12 protein-coding genes are annotated in these 16,798 nt (G+C 66.0%); 5 read left to right on the top strand and 7 right to left on the bottom strand.

The window, feature by feature from the left end; translation table 11 throughout:
* Positions 1-42: 42 nt before the first annotated feature.
* The 3 genes from WNB94_RS13670 to WNB94_RS13660 all read right to left on the bottom strand — a co-directional run bounded on the left by WNB94_RS13670 (position 43) and on the right by WNB94_RS13660 (position 4,435).
* On the bottom strand, positions 43-1,227 hold the full coding sequence (locus tag WNB94_RS13670; RefSeq protein WP_341390970.1) for an FAD-binding domain-containing protein: 1,185 nt from the start codon (positions 1,225-1,227) through the stop codon (positions 43-45).
* A 70-nt stretch (positions 1,228-1,297) separates the two neighbouring features.
* The gene (locus WNB94_RS13665; protein WP_341390969.1) at positions 1,298-2,422 is read right to left on the bottom strand and encodes a PEP-CTERM sorting domain-containing protein; all 1,125 of its coding nucleotides are present in this window, start codon (positions 2,420-2,422) and stop codon (positions 1,298-1,300) included.
* Between the two features lie 159 nt (positions 2,423-2,581).
* Positions 2,582-4,435, bottom strand: a complete 1,854-nt coding sequence (locus WNB94_RS13660; RefSeq protein WP_341390967.1) for a TolC family outer membrane protein — start codon at positions 4,433-4,435, stop codon at positions 2,582-2,584.
* Between the two features lie 354 nt (positions 4,436-4,789).
* On the opposite strand from WNB94_RS13660, the gene WNB94_RS13655 reads away from it, so the two are divergent.
* Complete coding sequence (locus WNB94_RS13655; protein WP_341390966.1) at positions 4,790-5,377, top strand: transglutaminase-like cysteine peptidase; 588 nt, start codon at positions 4,790-4,792, stop codon at positions 5,375-5,377.
* Between the two features lie 24 nt (positions 5,378-5,401).
* The gene (locus WNB94_RS13650) at positions 5,402-7,318 is read left to right on the top strand and encodes an EAL domain-containing protein (protein ID WP_341390965.1); all 1,917 of its coding nucleotides are present in this window, start codon (positions 5,402-5,404) and stop codon (positions 7,316-7,318) included.
* A 24-nt stretch (positions 7,319-7,342) separates the two neighbouring features.
* Here WNB94_RS13650 and WNB94_RS13645 read toward each other — a convergent pair whose 3' ends face one another.
* The 4 genes from WNB94_RS13645 to WNB94_RS13630 are packed head-to-tail and all read right to left on the bottom strand — an operon-like array spanning position 7,343 to position 12,202.
* Positions 7,343-8,782, bottom strand: coding sequence for an HlyD family type I secretion periplasmic adaptor subunit (locus tag WNB94_RS13645; protein WP_341390964.1), 1,440 nt, complete (start codon positions 8,780-8,782; stop codon positions 7,343-7,345).
* A 17-nt stretch (positions 8,783-8,799) separates the two neighbouring features.
* On the bottom strand, positions 8,800-11,016 hold the full coding sequence (locus WNB94_RS13640) for a type I secretion system permease/ATPase (protein ID WP_341390963.1): 2,217 nt from the start codon (positions 11,014-11,016) through the stop codon (positions 8,800-8,802).
* A 46-nt stretch (positions 11,017-11,062) separates the two neighbouring features.
* Entirely contained in the window at positions 11,063-11,608 is a 546-nt protein-coding gene (locus tag WNB94_RS13635) for an NUDIX hydrolase (protein ID WP_341390962.1), read from the bottom strand.
* A 42-nt stretch (positions 11,609-11,650) separates the two neighbouring features.
* Entirely contained in the window at positions 11,651-12,202 is a 552-nt protein-coding gene (locus WNB94_RS13630; RefSeq protein ID WP_341390961.1) for a chorismate--pyruvate lyase family protein, read from the bottom strand.
* Positions 12,203-12,278: 76 nt separating this feature from the next.
* Between WNB94_RS13630 and pgeF the strand changes: the two genes are divergently transcribed.
* From pgeF to WNB94_RS13615, 3 genes are all read left to right on the top strand, one after another.
* The gene (gene pgeF / locus WNB94_RS13625; protein WP_341390960.1) at positions 12,279-13,142 is read left to right on the top strand and encodes a peptidoglycan editing factor PgeF; all 864 of its coding nucleotides are present in this window, start codon (positions 12,279-12,281) and stop codon (positions 13,140-13,142) included.
* A 734-nt stretch (positions 13,143-13,876) separates the two neighbouring features.
* On the top strand, positions 13,877-15,565 hold the full coding sequence (phaC, locus tag WNB94_RS13620) for a class I poly(R)-hydroxyalkanoic acid synthase (RefSeq protein WP_445819083.1): 1,689 nt from the start codon (positions 13,877-13,879) through the stop codon (positions 15,563-15,565).
* 49 nt (positions 15,566-15,614) lie between these two features.
* Complete coding sequence (locus tag WNB94_RS13615) at positions 15,615-16,793, top strand: acetyl-CoA C-acetyltransferase (protein WP_341390959.1); 1,179 nt, start codon at positions 15,615-15,617, stop codon at positions 16,791-16,793.
* Positions 16,794-16,798: the final 5 nt, after the last annotated feature.

Here is a 16,798-nt window from a genome sequence, read left to right as displayed (position 1 = left end):
CCTCACAAAATCCCTTCCTGGATGCCCCCTCGGAGGGATTTCTCATTGATGCGCCCTGCGCGGCACCGATTCATTGTTCACCACCTGCCAATAGCGAGAAAACGACCGGCACCGCTGCCCCGGATCGGGCCACAGCACGGCGTCCGCGCACAGCGCCGCATCGGGCCACCCTGGCAGTGCCGCGTGCAGGTGCGGGTTGTCAATGCAGAAGCTGGTGTCTGGTGGCGGCGCTTCCAGCCAGACGATCTCGTCGCACAGGGGGTGCATCAAGGCGTGCACGAAATGCCAGCGTTGTGCGCTCCAGGGCCAGGTGTGATGGAAGGGCGCCAGCAACACGCCGATGCGGCGCCCCGAGCGCGTTGATGTGCGCTGCACCGCGAGGTCATCAGCGGCTCTCAGCGACCAGGGGTGCACCAGCCACGCGCCGGCCAGATCATCCTGTTGCGCTGTGCGAAGTGGGAATGGTGGGGTGCTCAGCAATGGGGGCTCGGGCGCATGGGCTGACGTGGTGTGCCCGGCCCGCCTTTCAGCCGCATCGACCGCTGGTGCCACGGGCTCGCGCTGGCTGGCCCAGGCCAGCAGCGTGTCGTGGTCGGTGTCCAGCCAGCCGCCAGTGACGTGCCAATCGGGTGGCGCAAAGCGGGCCACGTTCTCGGCGTTGAACAGGTAAGGCTTGTGGCTGCCGGTGCCGGCCACCCATTGCCACGACAGGTGGTTGCTGGCCAGGTCGCCGTCCAGCAGGTGGCCGTACAGCCAGTCGGCCCCGGCGCGCCAGTGCACCTTGCGCAAGTGCACGGTGTAAGACGCCAGCCACAGGCGGGCGTGGTTGTGCAGGTAGCCGGTGCGGTAGAGGGTGCGCACGGCCTGGTCGATCACGGCCAGGCCGGTGCGGGCTTCTCGAAGGTCGGCGGGCACTTCAGGGGCATAGGCCTCGTCGGGCAAGACGCCGGTGTGCAGGCTGCGGAAGATGCCATCGCCTTCATGGCGCCACACGTGCTGGAAGTAGGCGCGCCAACCCAATTCGTACATCAGCTTGTGGGCCGGGTCGATCTGGTGAACCTGGCGCAGATGCTCGGCCACCTGGGGCAGGGTGAGCACCCCGTGGGTGATGTAGGGCGACAGGCCCGTCACGGCGCCCTGAAGGTGGTTGCGCGTGCGGGCGTAATCGGTCGGCCGCACGGCCTGAAGGTGGTCCAGCGCCGCGTGGGGATCGAAGAAGCGTTCCATGGGCCGATGTTAGGCGGGGGCGCTCAGGCCGCCTGCCCTGGCCCGGCAACGGGCCCGCGACAAATCAGGCTCAGTGCGCAGGTGGGCGCGCCCCGCGCCGGCGCTTCAGGGCCGTGCGCATGCCCACCACGCCCAGTCCGGCCAGCAGCAGGCCCACGGTGGTGGGTTCGGGCACGGCAGGGATGGGGGTGCCCCAGGCCACTGCCGAGGTGTTGATCCGGGTGAAGTCGTCGGACACCGACCAGGTCAGGCTCGCGAAGGCCTCGGTGCTGCCCGCGCCCGAGCGGGCGTTGATCGAGGCGTCCACGCCCACGCTGAAGATGCACGGCACCCAGTTCAGGCTGGGGTTGCCGATGGCGCCCAGGCAGGTCTGGCCGCCAATGTTCAGCAGGTCGCTGAGTTCGTAGCGCAGGGTGTAAACCGACACCCCGCTGCCCAGCTCGGTGATCGTGTAGGACTGATCAATGTCCAGGGTCGGGTCCAGTCCGCCCGCGCTGAGATTGACTTCCAGGCTCGGGGTTTCGTACGTTTCGCTGTTGAATGCGTCGTTGGCGATGAGGCGGTGTTGCACCGTCAGTTCAAGGTCCAGGTAGGGCTTGTATTCGTCCAGGGCCAGCGCGGTGGCGCGGTCGATCGTGAGCGCAAACGAGCCGGTGATCACCGACGACGCGCTGGTGATGACGCCCATGGTTTCGGCCCCGCCTGTGGTCTGACCCAATTGCCTGAGGCCCTGCGCGCTGGCGCTGAGCACGCCGTGGGTGGCGTTGGCGTAGCTGTTGGCGCTGCGTTCATAGGGCGTCACGCCCGTGGCGAAGTTGTTGGTGCCGGTGAGGGTGAGGTTGGCGCCCACATGATCGATGATGACCGGGCGGGGCAGTCCGCTGAAGGGGTCGATGCCATCGGCTTGAACCGTGCGCTGCAGCCACGTGCTGGCCGACCAGGGGGTGGTGCCTCCACCGATGGTTTGATCAGGGTTCACCGTGCCCCCCGTGGCGGTGGGCAGTACGGTGGGGGCCCCCACGTTGTCAAAGGCCCAGGCCGAGCCGAACACACTGGCTTGTTGAAAGCTGTTGCTCATGGACACGATCTCGGCCGCGGCGTGCGCCGTGGTGCACACGGATGACAGGGCCAGCGGCAGCAGCAGTGCCGAGTTGCGCAGCATTGAGGTCGACGGGAAGCGTTGGGATGACAGCATGGTGGTCCTGCTCGGTGAACATGAGATGTCGGCACCGTAACAGCGGCACGGCCAAAATGCCATCCCCAAAATAAAGCGCCCCCGAAGGGGCGCTTTGGTGTCACCGCGGTCCGGGTGGGTCCGCAGTGTAGGGCCGCAGTGTGGTGCTGCAGGCAGGGCTCAGCGATTGCTTTCGCGCACGATGTACCACTGGCCTTCTTCGCTCGCCTTCCAGGTCAATGCCTTGGTGCTGACGTCATTGAAGTTGCTGGAGCGGTAGGTTTGCTTGAACCGGGTGACCACGGTGTCGCCTTGCACGCTGGTCTTCACGTCAGACACCTTGACATCGATGCTGCCGGGCTTGCTCAGCAAGCGACGACGCTCGGCCTGCCAGCGCGCGTTCGTGTAGCGGGCCGGGGCGAAGTCTTTGGCATAAAAGCCCATGTAGCTGTCCACGTCCTTGGCCGACCAGGCCTGTGCCCAGCCTTGCAGGCGCTCGTTCACGCTGGCGGCTGCCGGGGGCACCGGCGTGGGTGCGGTGGCCGTTTCCGTCACGGCCGGAGCGGCCAGGGCGGTGCTCATGGCCGGGGTGGCCAGCTTGCGCGCGCGGTCGTTGAGCTCTTCCAGGCTGGCCGCAGCGGGGTCCACCACCACCACGGGGCAGCGCTGGGCAGCGTCGCTGGCAGCCTGCCAGTTTTCGGCGGCATCGGCACCGGTCGTGTCCTGGCTCAGGCCCAGGGTGCGGCTGAGGGTTTGCTGGGCGGCGTGGGTGCGGGCGTAAGCGATCTGCAGATCGTGTTCTGCGTTGGCGTAAGCGCGCTTGGCAGTGTAGAGCTCGTTTTCGGCGTTCAGCAGGTCCAGCAAGCTCCGTTGCCCGATGTCGAACTGCTGACGGTAGGCGTCGCGGGCCTTCTCGATGGCCAGCACGTTGCGGTCCAGCGCGGCCAGTTGGTCCTTGAGCTTGCGGATGTCGTTGTGGGCGATGGCCACGGTCTGGCGCACGTCGCGGCAGGCCTTGTCACGCAGGTCCTGGGCCTGGGCCAGTTGATCAGCGAATTGACGCACCCGAGCCTGGTCAGAGCCACCGTTGTACAGGTTCCAGTTCAGCAGCACTTCCACCGAGGTGTCGCGCTTCTGGTCCACCACGCCGTCGAAGTTTTTGCCCACACCTGTGCGAGCGCGTGCTTCAACACGCGGCTGGAAGGCGCTGTCTTGCACCTTGCCCTCGGATTCGGCCGCCCGCACGTTTTCGATCGCTGCGCTGATGCTGGAGTTTTGGGCCAGGGCCAGGCTCATGCTGTCGCCATAGGTGGCGGGCAGACCGCTGTCCAGGCCGCTGGGGGCGGCCAAGGTGCGGCCGGGGGCTTCGCCCACGATCCGCAGGAAGCGGGCGCTCACGTCGTGCAGATTGGCCACCTCGGTGCTGAGGTTGGACTGGGCCAGTGCCAGTCGCGCGTTGGCCTGTTCGGAGTCCACGCCACGGCCGACGCCAGCCTTGAACTTGCTCTGCAGCTGGTCGAACACGTATTTGTGCTGGACGTAGTTTTCTTCTGCCAGCTCGACCATGCGCTGGAATCGCAGCACATCCACGTAGGCGCGAGCGGCTTCAAGCGCGGCTTCTTCGGTGGCCCCGAGGAACTCGAAATAGCGCACCAGGCGGGCATGCCCCAGGCGCTCGACTTCGTTGCGGGTGGCCTGTCCGTTCCACAGCAACTGGGTGGCGCTGAGGGCCAGGCCGTTGCGTGTCAGGCTTTGAGAGTTGGGGTCGCGGCTGGTGATGCGGTCGCTGTCGCGGCCAATGCTGGCGCTCAGGTCCACGCGCGGCCGGTAGGCCCCGCTGGCCACGTCAATTTCGTTGGCGGCGGCGCGCAACGCGTTCAGTCGAGCGGTGACTTCCGGGTTCTGGGCGATGGCCTTCTGGGCGGCAGCAGCCATGCCCGTCAGTGCCACGGGGGCTGTGCCCTGGGCCAGGGCCAGGGTGCTCAGGCTGGCCAGGGCCAGGGCAGACAGGCTGGTTTTCAGCAATGGACTCATGTGGTTGAACCTCGTGCAGCGCAGACGCAGCTTTAGTTATCGGGTCTAACTTCTGATTCTGTCACCAAAAATTACCGCGATGTGGATAAATGGGCCCCCTGGGTGAATGGGTGCCATCGCTGGCGGATGAGGCGTGGCGCGCATCGCTCATCAAGTTTGCGGTCCGCATGCCGAAAAAATCGCGTGATCCCCGGATTTGTCCTCGTCCACAAGGCCCGCAACGGGTCTGGGCCATCAGGCCTGCTGCGCTCCGCCACGTCAGTGGGGGGCAGGGGGTGTTGCGTCCTGCCAACGCGTCGGTGGTGGGTGAGGGCGCGGGCCTGGGGCCTGGCCGCTTTGTTGATGCTGGGTGGCGTGCAAGCCTGGCAATCGCCCCAGTTGATGCAGCGGGCCACGCAGATGGGCCCCGGGGCACATGCGCGCGCGCAGATGCTGGTGGACCTGATCGCCGAGGCGGCCTCGCAGCCCGAGGCCAACCGACTCAAATCCATCAACACCCACTTCAATCGACAGGTGTTGTTCACGGACGACCGGCAGGCCTGGGGGGTGGTCGATTATTGGGCCTCGCCCCTGGAAACCCTGGCCAAGGGCCGGGGTGATTGCGAAGACTACGCCATAGGCAAGTACTTTTCCCTGCTTGCGGCCGGGGTGCCAGGTGTGAAGATGCGACTGGTGTATGTGCGCGCCGAGGTGTCTGGCAGCCTGCAGGCGCACATGGTGCTGGCGTATTACCCCGAGCCTGAGGCCGAACCCTTGATTCTTGACAACCTGATCACGGACATCCGGCCGGCCTCGCGGCGACCTGACCTCACGCCCGTGTTCAGTTTCAATGCAGAAGGTTTGTGGCAAGGTGTGGGGCCGGCCACGGCAGGAGATCCGACCACGCGCTTGTCGCGCTGGCGGGATGTGCTGTCCAAGGCCCGTGCCGAGGGATGGTGGTGACATGCCAGACAGGATGAGTGAACAATGTCTTTGATTCGTCAGATCTGGTCACTGCTGTTGGCGACGCTCTTGATGGCTTTCGTCGGCAGCTTTGCCGTGTGGATGTTTTCGGCCCGGGGTTACCTGGAGACGCAGTTGCGCCTCAAGAACGCCGACAACGCCCAGGCGCTGGCCCTGAACCTGTCTCAGCTCAAGGGCGACACCACGGCCATGGAGTTGACCGTGTCGGCCATGTTCGACACCGGCTTTTACCAGCGCATCACCTTGAGGGATGCGGGGGGGCGCGTGGTGGTGGACCGTGAAATGGACACCCGTACCTTGCCCAGGCAGTCGCCTGCCTGGTTCGTGCAAGCCATGCCGGTGCAGTCGGTGCCCGGGGTGGCGCAGGTGTCCAACGGCTGGCGTGCGGTCGGCTCTGTCGAGGTGGTCAGTCATGCGGGGTTTGCGCACGCCCAGTTGTGGCAGGGTGCGGTCAACACGGCAGGCTGGTTGTCGGTGCTGGGGGCCTTGTCGGGCCTGGTGGCGTGGTGGGGCGTGTCGCGCATCCGCCGGCCACTGGACGGCGTGGTGGAGCAGGCCCAGGCCCTCATGGACCGCCGTTTCATGACCTTGCCCGAACCCAAGGTACCTGAGCTGGCCCGCGTGGGCGAGGCCATGAACACCATGGTGTTGCGCCTGAAGGCGGTGTTTGACGAACAGGTCGTTCAGGTGGAGGCCTTGCGTCAGCAGGCCCATTGTGATGCCTTGACCGGCCTGGCGCACCGGCGTCATTTCATGGCGCAGCTCGCCGCGATGCTCGACAGCGAAGAACAGGCCGCACAGGGCACCTTGTTCCTCATCCGGGTGCTCGACCTGGGGTCCATCAACCGTGCGCTGGGACACCGCCACACCGATGCCTTGCTGCAGCGCGTGGCGCAGGTGCTGGCCGAGGTGTCGGTGGGCGTGGGGGCCAAGGCCTTGGGGCGGCTCAATGGCGGTGATTTTGCCGTCTGCCTGGGTGGGGGCGATGTGCCTTTGCCCGAGGCCCAGTACTACGCTGACGCGCTCAAGCGCGCCTTTTCGGAACATGGGGCTCAAGGTGGCGTGGTCGTGGGCGCGGTGGGCTGGCGGCGCGGCATGCGCATCCATCAACTGCTGGCCGCTGCCGATTCGGCCCTGGCCCTGGCGGAAAGCAAGGGTGCGTACGCGGTGGAGCTGGGCCAGACCCCCGAGCAGGCACAGGCCGTGCGTGGCGAAGACGATTGGCGACGCGTGCTGGGCCAGGCCCTGATGGAGCGCCGCGCCGAGTTGGGTGGCTTTCCGGTCGTGGATGCACAAGGCCACTTGCTGCACCACGAGTGCCCCATGCGGCTGATGCTTGACGGCGATCTGCCCACGCCTGCCGCACATTGGCTGCCGATGGCCATGCGCACGGGCTTGATCTCTCAGATCGATGAAATGGCCGTGGTGCTGGCACTGGAGCAGGTGGCGCTGGACGGCGTGGCAAGAGGTGTGAACCTGTCACCGGCATCCTTGCTGGACAGCGGGTTTGTGCCGCGCCTGAAGGCGCACCTGTCGGAATCGCCCTCGCTGGCCGCTCGCCTGTGGGTGGAGGTGGCCGAGGCCGCGGCCGTGGATCACCCCGATCTGATCCATGCCTTGTGCGAACAGCTGCGCCCGCTGGGCGTGCGTGTGGGGCTGGAGCATGCGGGTGAACGTCTTGCTGGCATCAAGGCGCTGTTCAGCCTGGGCTTGGACTATGTGAAGCTCGACGCCTCGGTGGTGCAGGGGGTGGCGCAAGACAACTCACGCGCTGCTCATGTGACCGCGACGGTGAGCATGCTGCGGGGCCTGGGCTTGCAGGTCATGGCCGAGGGCGTCAACGACGCGGGCGACCTCCAGGTGCTGTGGCAATGTGGGGTTCATGGCGTGACTGGCCCCGCCGTGCGGCTCGCCCACTGAGCACCACCCCGGGGTGGTGGCCGCTCAGCGCTCGGTCAAGGCCCGTTGGTGGGCGCGCAACACCGGTTTGAGCAAATAGCCCAGCACGGTCTTCTGGCCCGTGAGCACATCCACCTCGGCGGTCATGCCGGGCATGATGGGCATGTTGTCGTGCCCTTGTGGCTGGGTGGTGCGCACGCGAACCACGTAGTAGGTGTTGGTGCCACGTTCGTCGGTGACGGTGTCCGGGCTGATGTTTTCCACCACGGCGTCCATGCCGCCATAAATCGAGAAGTCGTAGGCGGTGAACTTGACCGTGGCGGCCTGACCGGGATGGATGAAGGCGATGTCGCGCGGCTGGATTTTCGCTTCCAGCACAAGCGCATCGTCCAGGGGCACGATTTCGACGATGTCACGGCCAGGCGAGACCACGCCCCCCACGGTGTTGGCCAGCAGCCGCTGGACGCGACCGCGAACCGGGGACTTGACCTGAGACTTGTCGACCTTGTCGGCCAGCGCCACCGCGCCTTCGGTGAGGGCGTTCAGGCGCGCCAGCACGTCCGAGAGTTCCTTGCGGGCTTCGTTGCGAAACGACAGGTCGGTTTCCTGGATTTTGCGGCTGGCTTCGTTGATGGCGGCCTGGGCGCGCGCACTCTGGGCGCTGGCTTGTTCCATGTCGCCCCGGGCGCGACTGACCTCGCGCTCAAGCCGCAGCACCTCGACCTCGGAGACGGCGCCTGTGGTCAGCAGCGGGCGGGTCTTGCTGAGCTCTTGTTGCGACAGGTCCAGGCTGCGTGCCGCCGAATTGCGCCGGGCCTGGGCTTCACTCAGCTCCTGGCGCCGTTGTGCCAGCTGTTGTTCGTTGATGGACAGCATGGCCGAGAGCTCCGAGCGCCTGGCGTCGTAGAGCTGGCGCTCCTCATCCAGAATGCGGGCTTCTTCATCATTGCCTTCCTGGCCTGCGGGGGGCGCGAAGTCGGCGCCTTCGGCCAGCGCCTTGAGCCGCGCGGCCTTCACCCGCAGCGAAAACGCCTGCGCCGCGCTTTCACGCACACCCGAGGTGGCCCGGGTCTCATCGATCTTCAGCAAGAGCTGCCCGGCGTCGACCACCTGGCCTTCCTTGACCAGGATCTCCGAGACCACCCCGCCATCCAGCGACTGGATGACCTGTAACTGCCGTGATGGAATCACCTTGGCCTCGCCCTTGGTGACCTCATCGATCTGCGCCAGGCTGGACCACACCAGCAGCACCACCGTCACCACCACGGCGCTGCGCACCAGGGTCTGGGCGCGGTGGGTGCTGGCCGTGCTCATGATGGCCTCGGCATCTTGCTCGAAGCCGCGCATGCCGGCCTGGGCTGCGGCTTGTGGGTCGACCCGCGGCCCGGCCAATTTGTCCAGCAGCCGGTCGCTGACGGGGGCCAGGCCGCGCCTCAGCGACTCCAGCACGTCCAGCGTGCCCTGACCGATTTTGTGCAATGCCATGGACGGCGCTCCTTTGCTCACGAGGCCCGCGCAATGCGGCCCGCTGCCAGGGCCTGCATGATGCGCTCGCGCGGACCATCGGCCACCACACGGCCCTGGTCGATCACGATGACGCGATCGACAAAACTCAGCATCGAGGTGCGGTGCGTCACCAGCACCACGGTCTTGTCCTGGGCAAACCGTTGCAGGTTGTGGGTCACCTGGGCTTCGGTCGAGAAATCCATGGCGCTGGTGGGCTCGTCCATCAGCAAGATGGGCGCGTTGTGCAGCACGGCGCGCGCAATGCCCACGCTCTGGCGCTGACCGCCGGACAAGAGCTCCCCGCGCTCGCCCACGGGCATGTCGAAGCCTTGCGGATGCCGGGCCACAAAATCAGTGAGCCCGGCCACCTCGGCCGCCGCCATGATGGCGTCATCTCGGGCATGGGGCATGCCGAAGGCGATGTTGTCGCGCATGCTGCCAAAAAACAGATGCACGTCCTGGGCCACGTGCGCCATGTTGCGTCGCACATCGGCAGGATCAAGCTGGCGCAGGTCGATGCCGTCCAGCAGCACGGCGCCCTCTTTGGGTTGATACAGCCCCAGGATGAGCTTTTGCAAGGTGGTCTTGCCCGAGCCCACCTTGCCGATCAGCGCGACCTTTTCGCCAGGCTGGATCTTGAAGCTGATGTCGTTCAATGAGGCGTCGTTGCGGCCTGGATAGGCAAACGAGACATGGCGGAATTCGATGGCGCCCTTCAGTTCGGAGCGCTCCAGATGCCGCTGGCCATCGGCCCGTTCCACGTCCTTGGCCATGACCTGGTTGAGCGATTCCAGGGCGGTTCGTGCGCCCTGGTACTGCATCAGCAAGCCCACGATCTGGCCTGCAGGCGCCAGCGCTCGCCCAGACAACATGGTGGTGGCGATCAAGCCCCCCATGGTGAGCTGGCGGTCGGTGATGAGGTAGACCCCGATGATGACGATGGCCACAGACGCCAGTTGTTGCAGGGTGGCTGTGGTGTAGACCGCGCCGGACGACAGGCGTCGCATGCGCACATTGAGGGTGGCCAGAAACTGGTTGGCTCGTTCCCAGCGGGCCTGTATGAGGTGTTCGGCACCCTGGGCCTTGATGGTCTCGATGCCGGTGAGGCTCTCGACCAGGGTGGCGTTTCGCTGCGCGGCGGTCTGGTAGGTGCTTTGAGACAGCTCGTGCAGTCGATGCTGCGCGATGTAGCCCATCACCAGGATGACGACGAACACGAGCACGGCGGGGATCACGAGCCAGGGCGAGATCCAGACGATGACCAGCAAGAACAGCAGCGCAAACGGCAGGTCGATCAGGGCCGTGACGGTGCTGGAGGCGATGAAGTCCCGCACCTGCTCGAAGCCCCTCAGATTGGAGGCAAACGAGCCCACCGACAAAGGACGATTTTCCAGACGCATGCCCAGCACGCGCTCCATCAGCCGCGATGAGATCAACACGTCGATGCGGGCGCTGGCTTCGTCCACAAAGTGGCTGCGCAGCACCTTCATGAACAGGTCGCTGCCCAGCACCAGCACCACGCCGATGGCGAGCACCCACAGGGTCTCGGTGGCGTGGTTGGGCACGACGCGGTCGTACACGTTCATGGAAAACAGCGGAAACGCCAGGGCGAACAGGTTGATGAGCAGCGCGGCCCACAGCACGTCGCGGTACACAAAACGCTGCGCCTTGACCGGCCCCCAGAACCAATGATCGGCCCGCTCGGCCACCGGGCGGGGCGTGCGCTCGTCAAAACGGAAGTGCGGGCGCGCGAACAGCACCAGACCGTTGTGGCGCTGGTTCAGTTCGTCTTCGCCCATCGACACGGCGCCCTGGCCGGCCTCTGGCAGCAACACGCGCCATTGGCCGGACTGCCGTGGATCGGGGCCCAGCAGCACCAGCACGCGCTGGTCGGGGCCCAGGAGGATGGCCGGCAAGGCGCGCTGATCGATGGCCGACCAGCGCATGCGCTGCAGCCGGGTGCTGAGGCCCACCCGCTCGGCGGCACGTTCGGCCAGGTTCAGCGGCAAGGGGCCGTCATCCAGTGGCAGGCCCGCCGACATCGAAGCGCGCGTGGCATTCAGGCCGTGCAGCCGCGCCACCTCGACCAGAGCGTCCAGCAAGGGGTCGGGGGTGACCAGGTCATCCCTCAGTCGGGGCTCTGCGGCGGGGGGCGGCGCGCCGTGCTCAGCGGCTGGCTTGGCGGAAGGCTGTTCAGCGTGCTCAGAGGTCATACATGGTCGATGGGGCCAGGGCGAATGCGCTGGTCTGCCCCGGGCTTCACCGTATATCGGCGCAATAGACGCCAAATTGACCCGTTTGACGTTCTTCGAAGTAGCGCTGCAGCGTCATGCGCACGGTGCGGAACGCCAGCTCATCCCAGGGGATCTCGTCTTCGCGGAACAATCGGGCTTCGATGGTTTCAGGGCCAGGCGCAAACTCGGTGTCCAGCAAGCGGGCGCGGTAGAAGAAGTGGACCTGTCCGGCGCTGACCACGTTGAGTACGCAATACAGGCCCTGCATCTCGATGCGGGCCCCGGCCTCTTCGTCGGTCTCACGTCCAGCACCCTCTTCAGTGGTTTCGCCCAGTTCCATGAAGCCGGCCGGCAGCGTCCAGAAGCCCTTGCGGGGCTCGATGTTGCGTCGGCACAGCAACACCTGGTCTTCCCAGACGGGCAGGGTGCCCACGACGTTCAATGGATTGACGTAATGGACGTGCCCGCAACCGGGGCAAACCGCGCGGTCGCGGTTGTCTCCCTCGGGTACTTTTTGCTCCACGGGGGTTCCGCAAACCTGACAGTGTTCGATGCGCCTAGTAAACCACATGCTGGCAGTGTATAGGGCAATACACTGCCAGCGCATCGGCGTTCACGGACGTTGCTGCGTCACCCAGGGGGCAAAGCACTCGGTGACGAGCAAGGGGGCACCTCGCCGGCGAAATACCGAGTGTCGGGCCCACACGGGCGCGGGCTGGTCGACGGTGACGTGCAGCCAGGCCCGCCGGCGGTGTGACCAGGCGCGCCCGTGCGCCGGCCACCGTTCACCGTCGAGCGCACCGCGCTGGATGTCGCCATCCGTGAACAGGATCTCGGCCAGGGGCCTGCTGCCCAGGCCCTTGATGGCACGCCAGGGGCCTCGGGCATCGACGGCGGAGGTGCAACTGCGCGCCCACACGGCCGCCCGCCCGTCAACCCACAACAGCACCTCGCGCACATGCCCGTGTGTCTGCCCCCCCAGGGCGGCAGATTCCCAGGCCCACAAGCGCTGGTGCCCCTGGCGCAGCACCTGGACACGCACGGCACCCAGGCGCCTGAGTCGGGCCGTCAGCGAGCCCGAGGCGCTCAGCCATGCACGGGTGTGGCCATGATGCCTGGCCTGACTGGGCGCAGCGGGTGCGCGGGCGGTTTTGACAGCGCACATGACGCAGGCGGGTGTGGGCGATCGCAGGTACAGTGAAGCCGCGATGATAGCGACCTCGCTTGACAGGACCCCACCCGTGACCGGCTTTGACACCCACGCCCTTCGTCAGTCTGGACTGCTGCCCGAACTTGGGCGGGGGGTGCGTGCGTGGTTCAGCACCAGAGACCACGGTGTCAGCCAGGCGCCCTATGCCAGCTTGAACCTTGGTGACCACGTGGGCGATGTGCCTGCGGCCGTTCAGGAGAATCGGCGGCGTGTGGCTGCCGTCGTGAATGCCGAGGTGGCCTGGCTGGCGCAGGTGCATGGCCCCCGCGTGCTCACCTTGCAGCGCCACGGCATGCCGCCTCAGGACGACCCTTGGCGACCGGACGCCGCATCGAGTCCGGTGCAGGCCGATGGCGCCATCACGGCCGATCCGGGCGTGGCCTGCGCAGTGATGGTGGCCGACTGCCTGCCGGTGCTGCTGGCCGCCCCAGAAGGTCGCGCGGTCGGGGCGCTGCACGCCGGTTGGCGAGGTTTGGCCGGCGCCGGCGCCATGCAGGGGCGCGGCGTGGTGGAGCAGGGGGTGACGGCCCTGTGTGAGCTGGCCTCTTGTGACCCGGCGGATGTGCGCGTCTGGTTGGGACCGTGCATCGGCCCCGACGCTTTCGAGGTGGGGGCGGTGGTCCTGGAGGCGTTTGGCGTGTTGCCGAGCTTGAACCCGCTGGCGCTGCCACCGCAGTTCAAGCCACTTGTGGCGTCGTCCCCACAATCAGAGCCCAAGTGGCGGGCCGATCTTCAGGGGCTGGCTGCGCTGCGGCTGCATGGGCTTGGCGTTCGGCACGTCCAGGCCACGGCCCTGTGCACCGTGTCAGACCCCGGGCGGTTCTTTTCGTTCAGGCGTGATGGCGTCACTGGGCGGATGGTGGCCCTCATCGCCCGGGACGTCGACGGACGCTGAAGCGGACAGCCTCGCCTCCTGGGCTTCTGCAGCCCGCCGCGCACGGCGCCGAGCGGGCGTGCTCAAGATGTACATGACGATGGCCACCGGCGCCACGCCATAAAACAAAAACGTGATGATGGCACCCAGGACGGTGCCTTGTGGGTGGGTGGCTTCTGCCACGGTCATCATGACCGCCACGTACATCCAGGCAATGGCAACGATCCACATGGTGTTGAAACAGGCTTTGGCACCGAGGTTGCTAGTTCGATCAGGACACGGGGGCCCACGCGGGTGTGTCGCCTGGATGCTGCAGTGCAGCAACGCCAAGTTTCACATCGCGTCAGAATACGGCAACATGAACGTGGCACGCTCAACTGGGCGGGTTCATCGACTCAACATGAAGGAGACATATGGCAGACACCTCGCGCACGCGGGCCGGATCTCGCACGCAGGCCGCCACTGGCGCCCGATCCAGCACGACGCGACGCCCTCGCGCCAAGGTTTCGCCGCAGGCCGGCACACCGGTGTCCGAGCCCGATGGTATGGACACCGGCGCTGGTGCTGCCCACGCCCGCCAGGCCATGCCTGACTGGAATCAGCTGTTGAGCAGCACGCAGCAGGCCTGGCAGGAATGGGCGGGCAAACTGCCGGCGCAATGGCAGACGTGGTCGCCGGCCGATTTGTCCGCCATGGGTGCCCCTGCAGGGCTGGACCTCGGGCGGCTGATGAAGGGCTTTGAAGGCTTGCCCGCGATGGGCGCTGGTCTGGGCATAGGTGGCGCCGTCACCGAGGCGTGGACGGCCATCGGCGGCAGCATGGCCGACACCGCCAAGTCGGTGGCGGGCCTCAGCGTGGCGCCCGAGCGCCTCAAGGCCATCCAGGAAGACTACCTCAAGCAGGCCAGCGAACTCTGGAACAGCACCCTGGAGCAAAAGGCACCCACGGGCTTGCGCGACAAGCGCTTTGCGGCCCCCGAGTGGCGTGACAACACGGCGGGCGGTTTCATGGCGGCCAGCTACTTGCTCAACGCGCAGACCCTGCAACGCCTGGCCGATGCCCTGCAGGGGGATGAGAAGGCCCGTCAGCGTGTGCGTTTTGCGGTGCAACAGTGGGTGGACGCGGCAGCGCCCTCCAATTACCTGGCCTTCAACCCCGAGGCCCTCAAGAAGGCCGTGGAGACCAAGGGTGAAAGCCTGCAGCAAGGCATGCAGCACCTGATGCACGATTTGCGTCAGGGCCACCTGTCGCAGACCGACGAGACCGTCTTCACGGTGGGGCAGAACGTGGCCACCACCGAGGGATCGGTGGTTTACGAAAACCCGTTCTTCCAGCTGATCGAGTACAAGCCCCTGACCGCGAAGGTGCATGAGCGGCCCTTCCTGTTCGTGCCACCGTGCATCAACAAGTACTACATCCTGGACCTGCAGCCAGACAACTCCCTGGTGCGTTACCTGCTCTCGCAGGGGCATCGTGTGTTCATGGTCAGCTGGGTGAATGCCGACGAGAGCCTGGCCAAGGCCAGCTGGGATGACTACATTGAGCAAGGCGTCATCCGGGCCATCGAAGTCACGCGTGACATCGCCCAGGTCGACCAGATCAATGCCCTGGGCTTTTGCGTCGGCGGCACCCTGATGGCCACGGCCTTGTCGGTGCTGGCCTCGCGCGGCGTCGAGCCGGTGGCCAGCCTGACCTTGCTCACCACCTTCCTCGACTTCTCCAACACGGGTGTCATGGACGTGTTTGTGGACGAGGCCATGGTGCGCATGCGAGAGATGAGCCTGGGCGCGGACAGCCCCACAGGGGGTGGGCTGATGCGTGGCACCGAACTGGCCACCACATTTTCATTTCTGCGGGCCAACGACCTCGTGTGGAACTACGTGGTGGGCAACTACCTGAAAGGTGAAATGCCTCCGGCGTTTGACCTGCTGTACTGGAACAGCGACAGCACCAACCTGCCGGGCCCGATGTACTGCTGGTACCTGCGCCACACTTACCTGGAAAACAAGCTGTGCAAGCCGGGGGCGGCCACCACCTGCGGCGTGCCAGTGGACCTGGGACAGATCAAGGTGCCTGTGTTCATTTACGGCTCCCGCGAAGACCACATTGTTCCGTGGGATGCGGCGTATGCCTCCACGCAGCTCATGTCGGGCGATGTCACGTTCGTGCTGGGGGCCTCTGGCCACATCGCGGGCGTGATCAATCCCCCTGAAAAGAAAAAGCGCAGTCACTGGGTGACGGGCTCGGGCGTGCGTCGTCTGCCCGCGTCTGCCCAGGATTGGCTGGCCTCGGCCCAGGAGCAGCCCGGCAGCTGGTGGCCGGTCTGGTCAGAATGGTTGTCGCCACATGCTGGCAAGATGGTGCCGGCGCCGCGGCAAGCAGGCGACAAGACCCATCCGGTCATTGAAGCTGCGCCAGGCCGCTACGTGTTGAAAAAGGCCTGACCGACCCACAAGGTCGGACAGGTGTACCCACCCTCGAAGGAGAACCTCCATGAGTGACATCGTCATCGTTGCAGCAACCCGCACCGCCGTCGGCAAGTTTGGCGGCACCCTTGCAAAAACCCCGGCCGCCGAGCTGGGCGCCATCGTCATCCAGGATTTGCTCAAACGCACCGGCGTGTCCGGCGAGCAGATCAGCGAGGTGATTCTGGGGCAGGTGCTGCAGGCCGGTTGTGGCCAGAATCCGGCTCGCCAGGCCGTCATCAAGTCGGGGCTGCCCAACGCGGTGCCGGCCATGACCATCAACAAGGTGTGTGGTTCTGGCCTGAAGGCTGTGATGCTGGCGGTGCAGGCCATCCGTGATGGGGACGCCGAGATCGTGATTGCCGGGGGACAGGAAAACATGAGCCTGTCGCCACACGTGGTGCCCAACTCGCGCGAAGGCATGCGCATGGGCGCATGGCAAATGGTGGATACCATGATCAACGACGGCCTGTGGGACGTGTACAACCAGTACCACATGGGCATCACCGCAGAGAACGTCGCCAAACAGTACGGCATCACCCGCGAAGAGCAGGATGCGCTGGCCTTGGCGTCTCAACTGAAGGCCGCTGCGGCGCAGGATGCCGGCCGCTTCAAGGACGAGATCGTGCCGGTGGTCATCCCGCAAAAAAAGGGTGATCCCATCGTCTTTGCCGCCGACGAATACCTCAACCGCAAGTCGACGGCCGAGGCCCTGGCAGGGCTGCGTCCGGCCTTTGACAAGGCGGGCAGCGTGACCGCAGGCAATGCCTCGGGCATCAACGACGGCGCGGCCGCCGTGATGGTGATGAGCGCGAAGAAGGCCGAGCAACTGGGGCTGACGCCCCTGGGCCGCATCGCATCGTATGCCAGCGCTGGCCTGGATCCGGCCACCATGGGCATGGGCCCTGTGCCAGCGTCGAAGCGCGCGCTGGCGCGTGCTGGCTGGCAGCCTGCCGACCTGGACTTGATGGAAATCAACGAAGCCTTTGCCGCGCAGGCCTGTGCCGTGCACAAGGAGATGGGTTGGGACACCAGCAAGGTGAACGTCAATGGCGGCGCCATCGCCATCGGTCACCCGATTGGCGCGTCAGGCTGCCGCGTGCTGGTCAGCCTTTTGCATGAAATGAACAAGCGCGACGCCAAGAAGGGCCTGGCGTCGCTGTGCATCGGTGGGGGCATGGGCGTGGCCCTGACCATCGAACGTTGACCTGC

This window comes from Aquabacterium sp. A3, assembly GCF_038069945.1.
Lineage (GTDB): Bacteria > Pseudomonadota > Gammaproteobacteria > Burkholderiales > Burkholderiaceae_C > Aquabacterium.
The sequence above is the reverse complement of the archived record's forward strand: the minus strand, read 5'-3'. Positions and strand labels throughout refer to the sequence as shown.

Coding starts and splice junctions, on each gene's coding strand:
- WNB94_RS13670 (WP_341390970.1), bottom strand. CDS start 1,227: ATGGAACGCTTCTTCGATCCCCACGCGGCGCTGGACCACCTTCAGGCC.
- WNB94_RS13665 (WP_341390969.1), bottom strand. CDS start 2,422: ATGCTGTCATCCCAACGCTTCCCGTCGACCTCAATGCTGCGCAACTCG.
- WNB94_RS13660 (WP_341390967.1), bottom strand. CDS start 4,435: ATGAGTCCATTGCTGAAAACCAGCCTGTCTGCCCTGGCCCTGGCCAGC.
- WNB94_RS13650 (WP_341390965.1), top strand. CDS start 5,402: ATGTCTTTGATTCGTCAGATCTGGTCACTGCTGTTGGCGACGCTCTTG.
- WNB94_RS13645 (WP_341390964.1), bottom strand. CDS start 8,782: ATGGCATTGCACAAAATCGGTCAGGGCACGCTGGACGTGCTGGAGTCG.
- WNB94_RS13640 (WP_341390963.1), bottom strand. CDS start 11,016: ATGACCTCTGAGCACGCTGAACAGCCTTCCGCCAAGCCAGCCGCTGAG.
- WNB94_RS13635 (WP_341390962.1), bottom strand. CDS start 11,608: ATGTGGTTTACTAGGCGCATCGAACACTGTCAGGTTTGCGGAACCCCC.
- WNB94_RS13630 (WP_341390961.1), bottom strand. CDS start 12,202: ATGTGCGCTGTCAAAACCGCCCGCGCACCCGCTGCGCCCAGTCAGGCC.
- phaC (WP_445819083.1), top strand. CDS start 13,877: ATGGGCGCTGGTCTGGGCATAGGTGGCGCCGTCACCGAGGCGTGGACG.
- WNB94_RS13615 (WP_341390959.1), top strand. CDS start 15,615: ATGAGTGACATCGTCATCGTTGCAGCAACCCGCACCGCCGTCGGCAAG.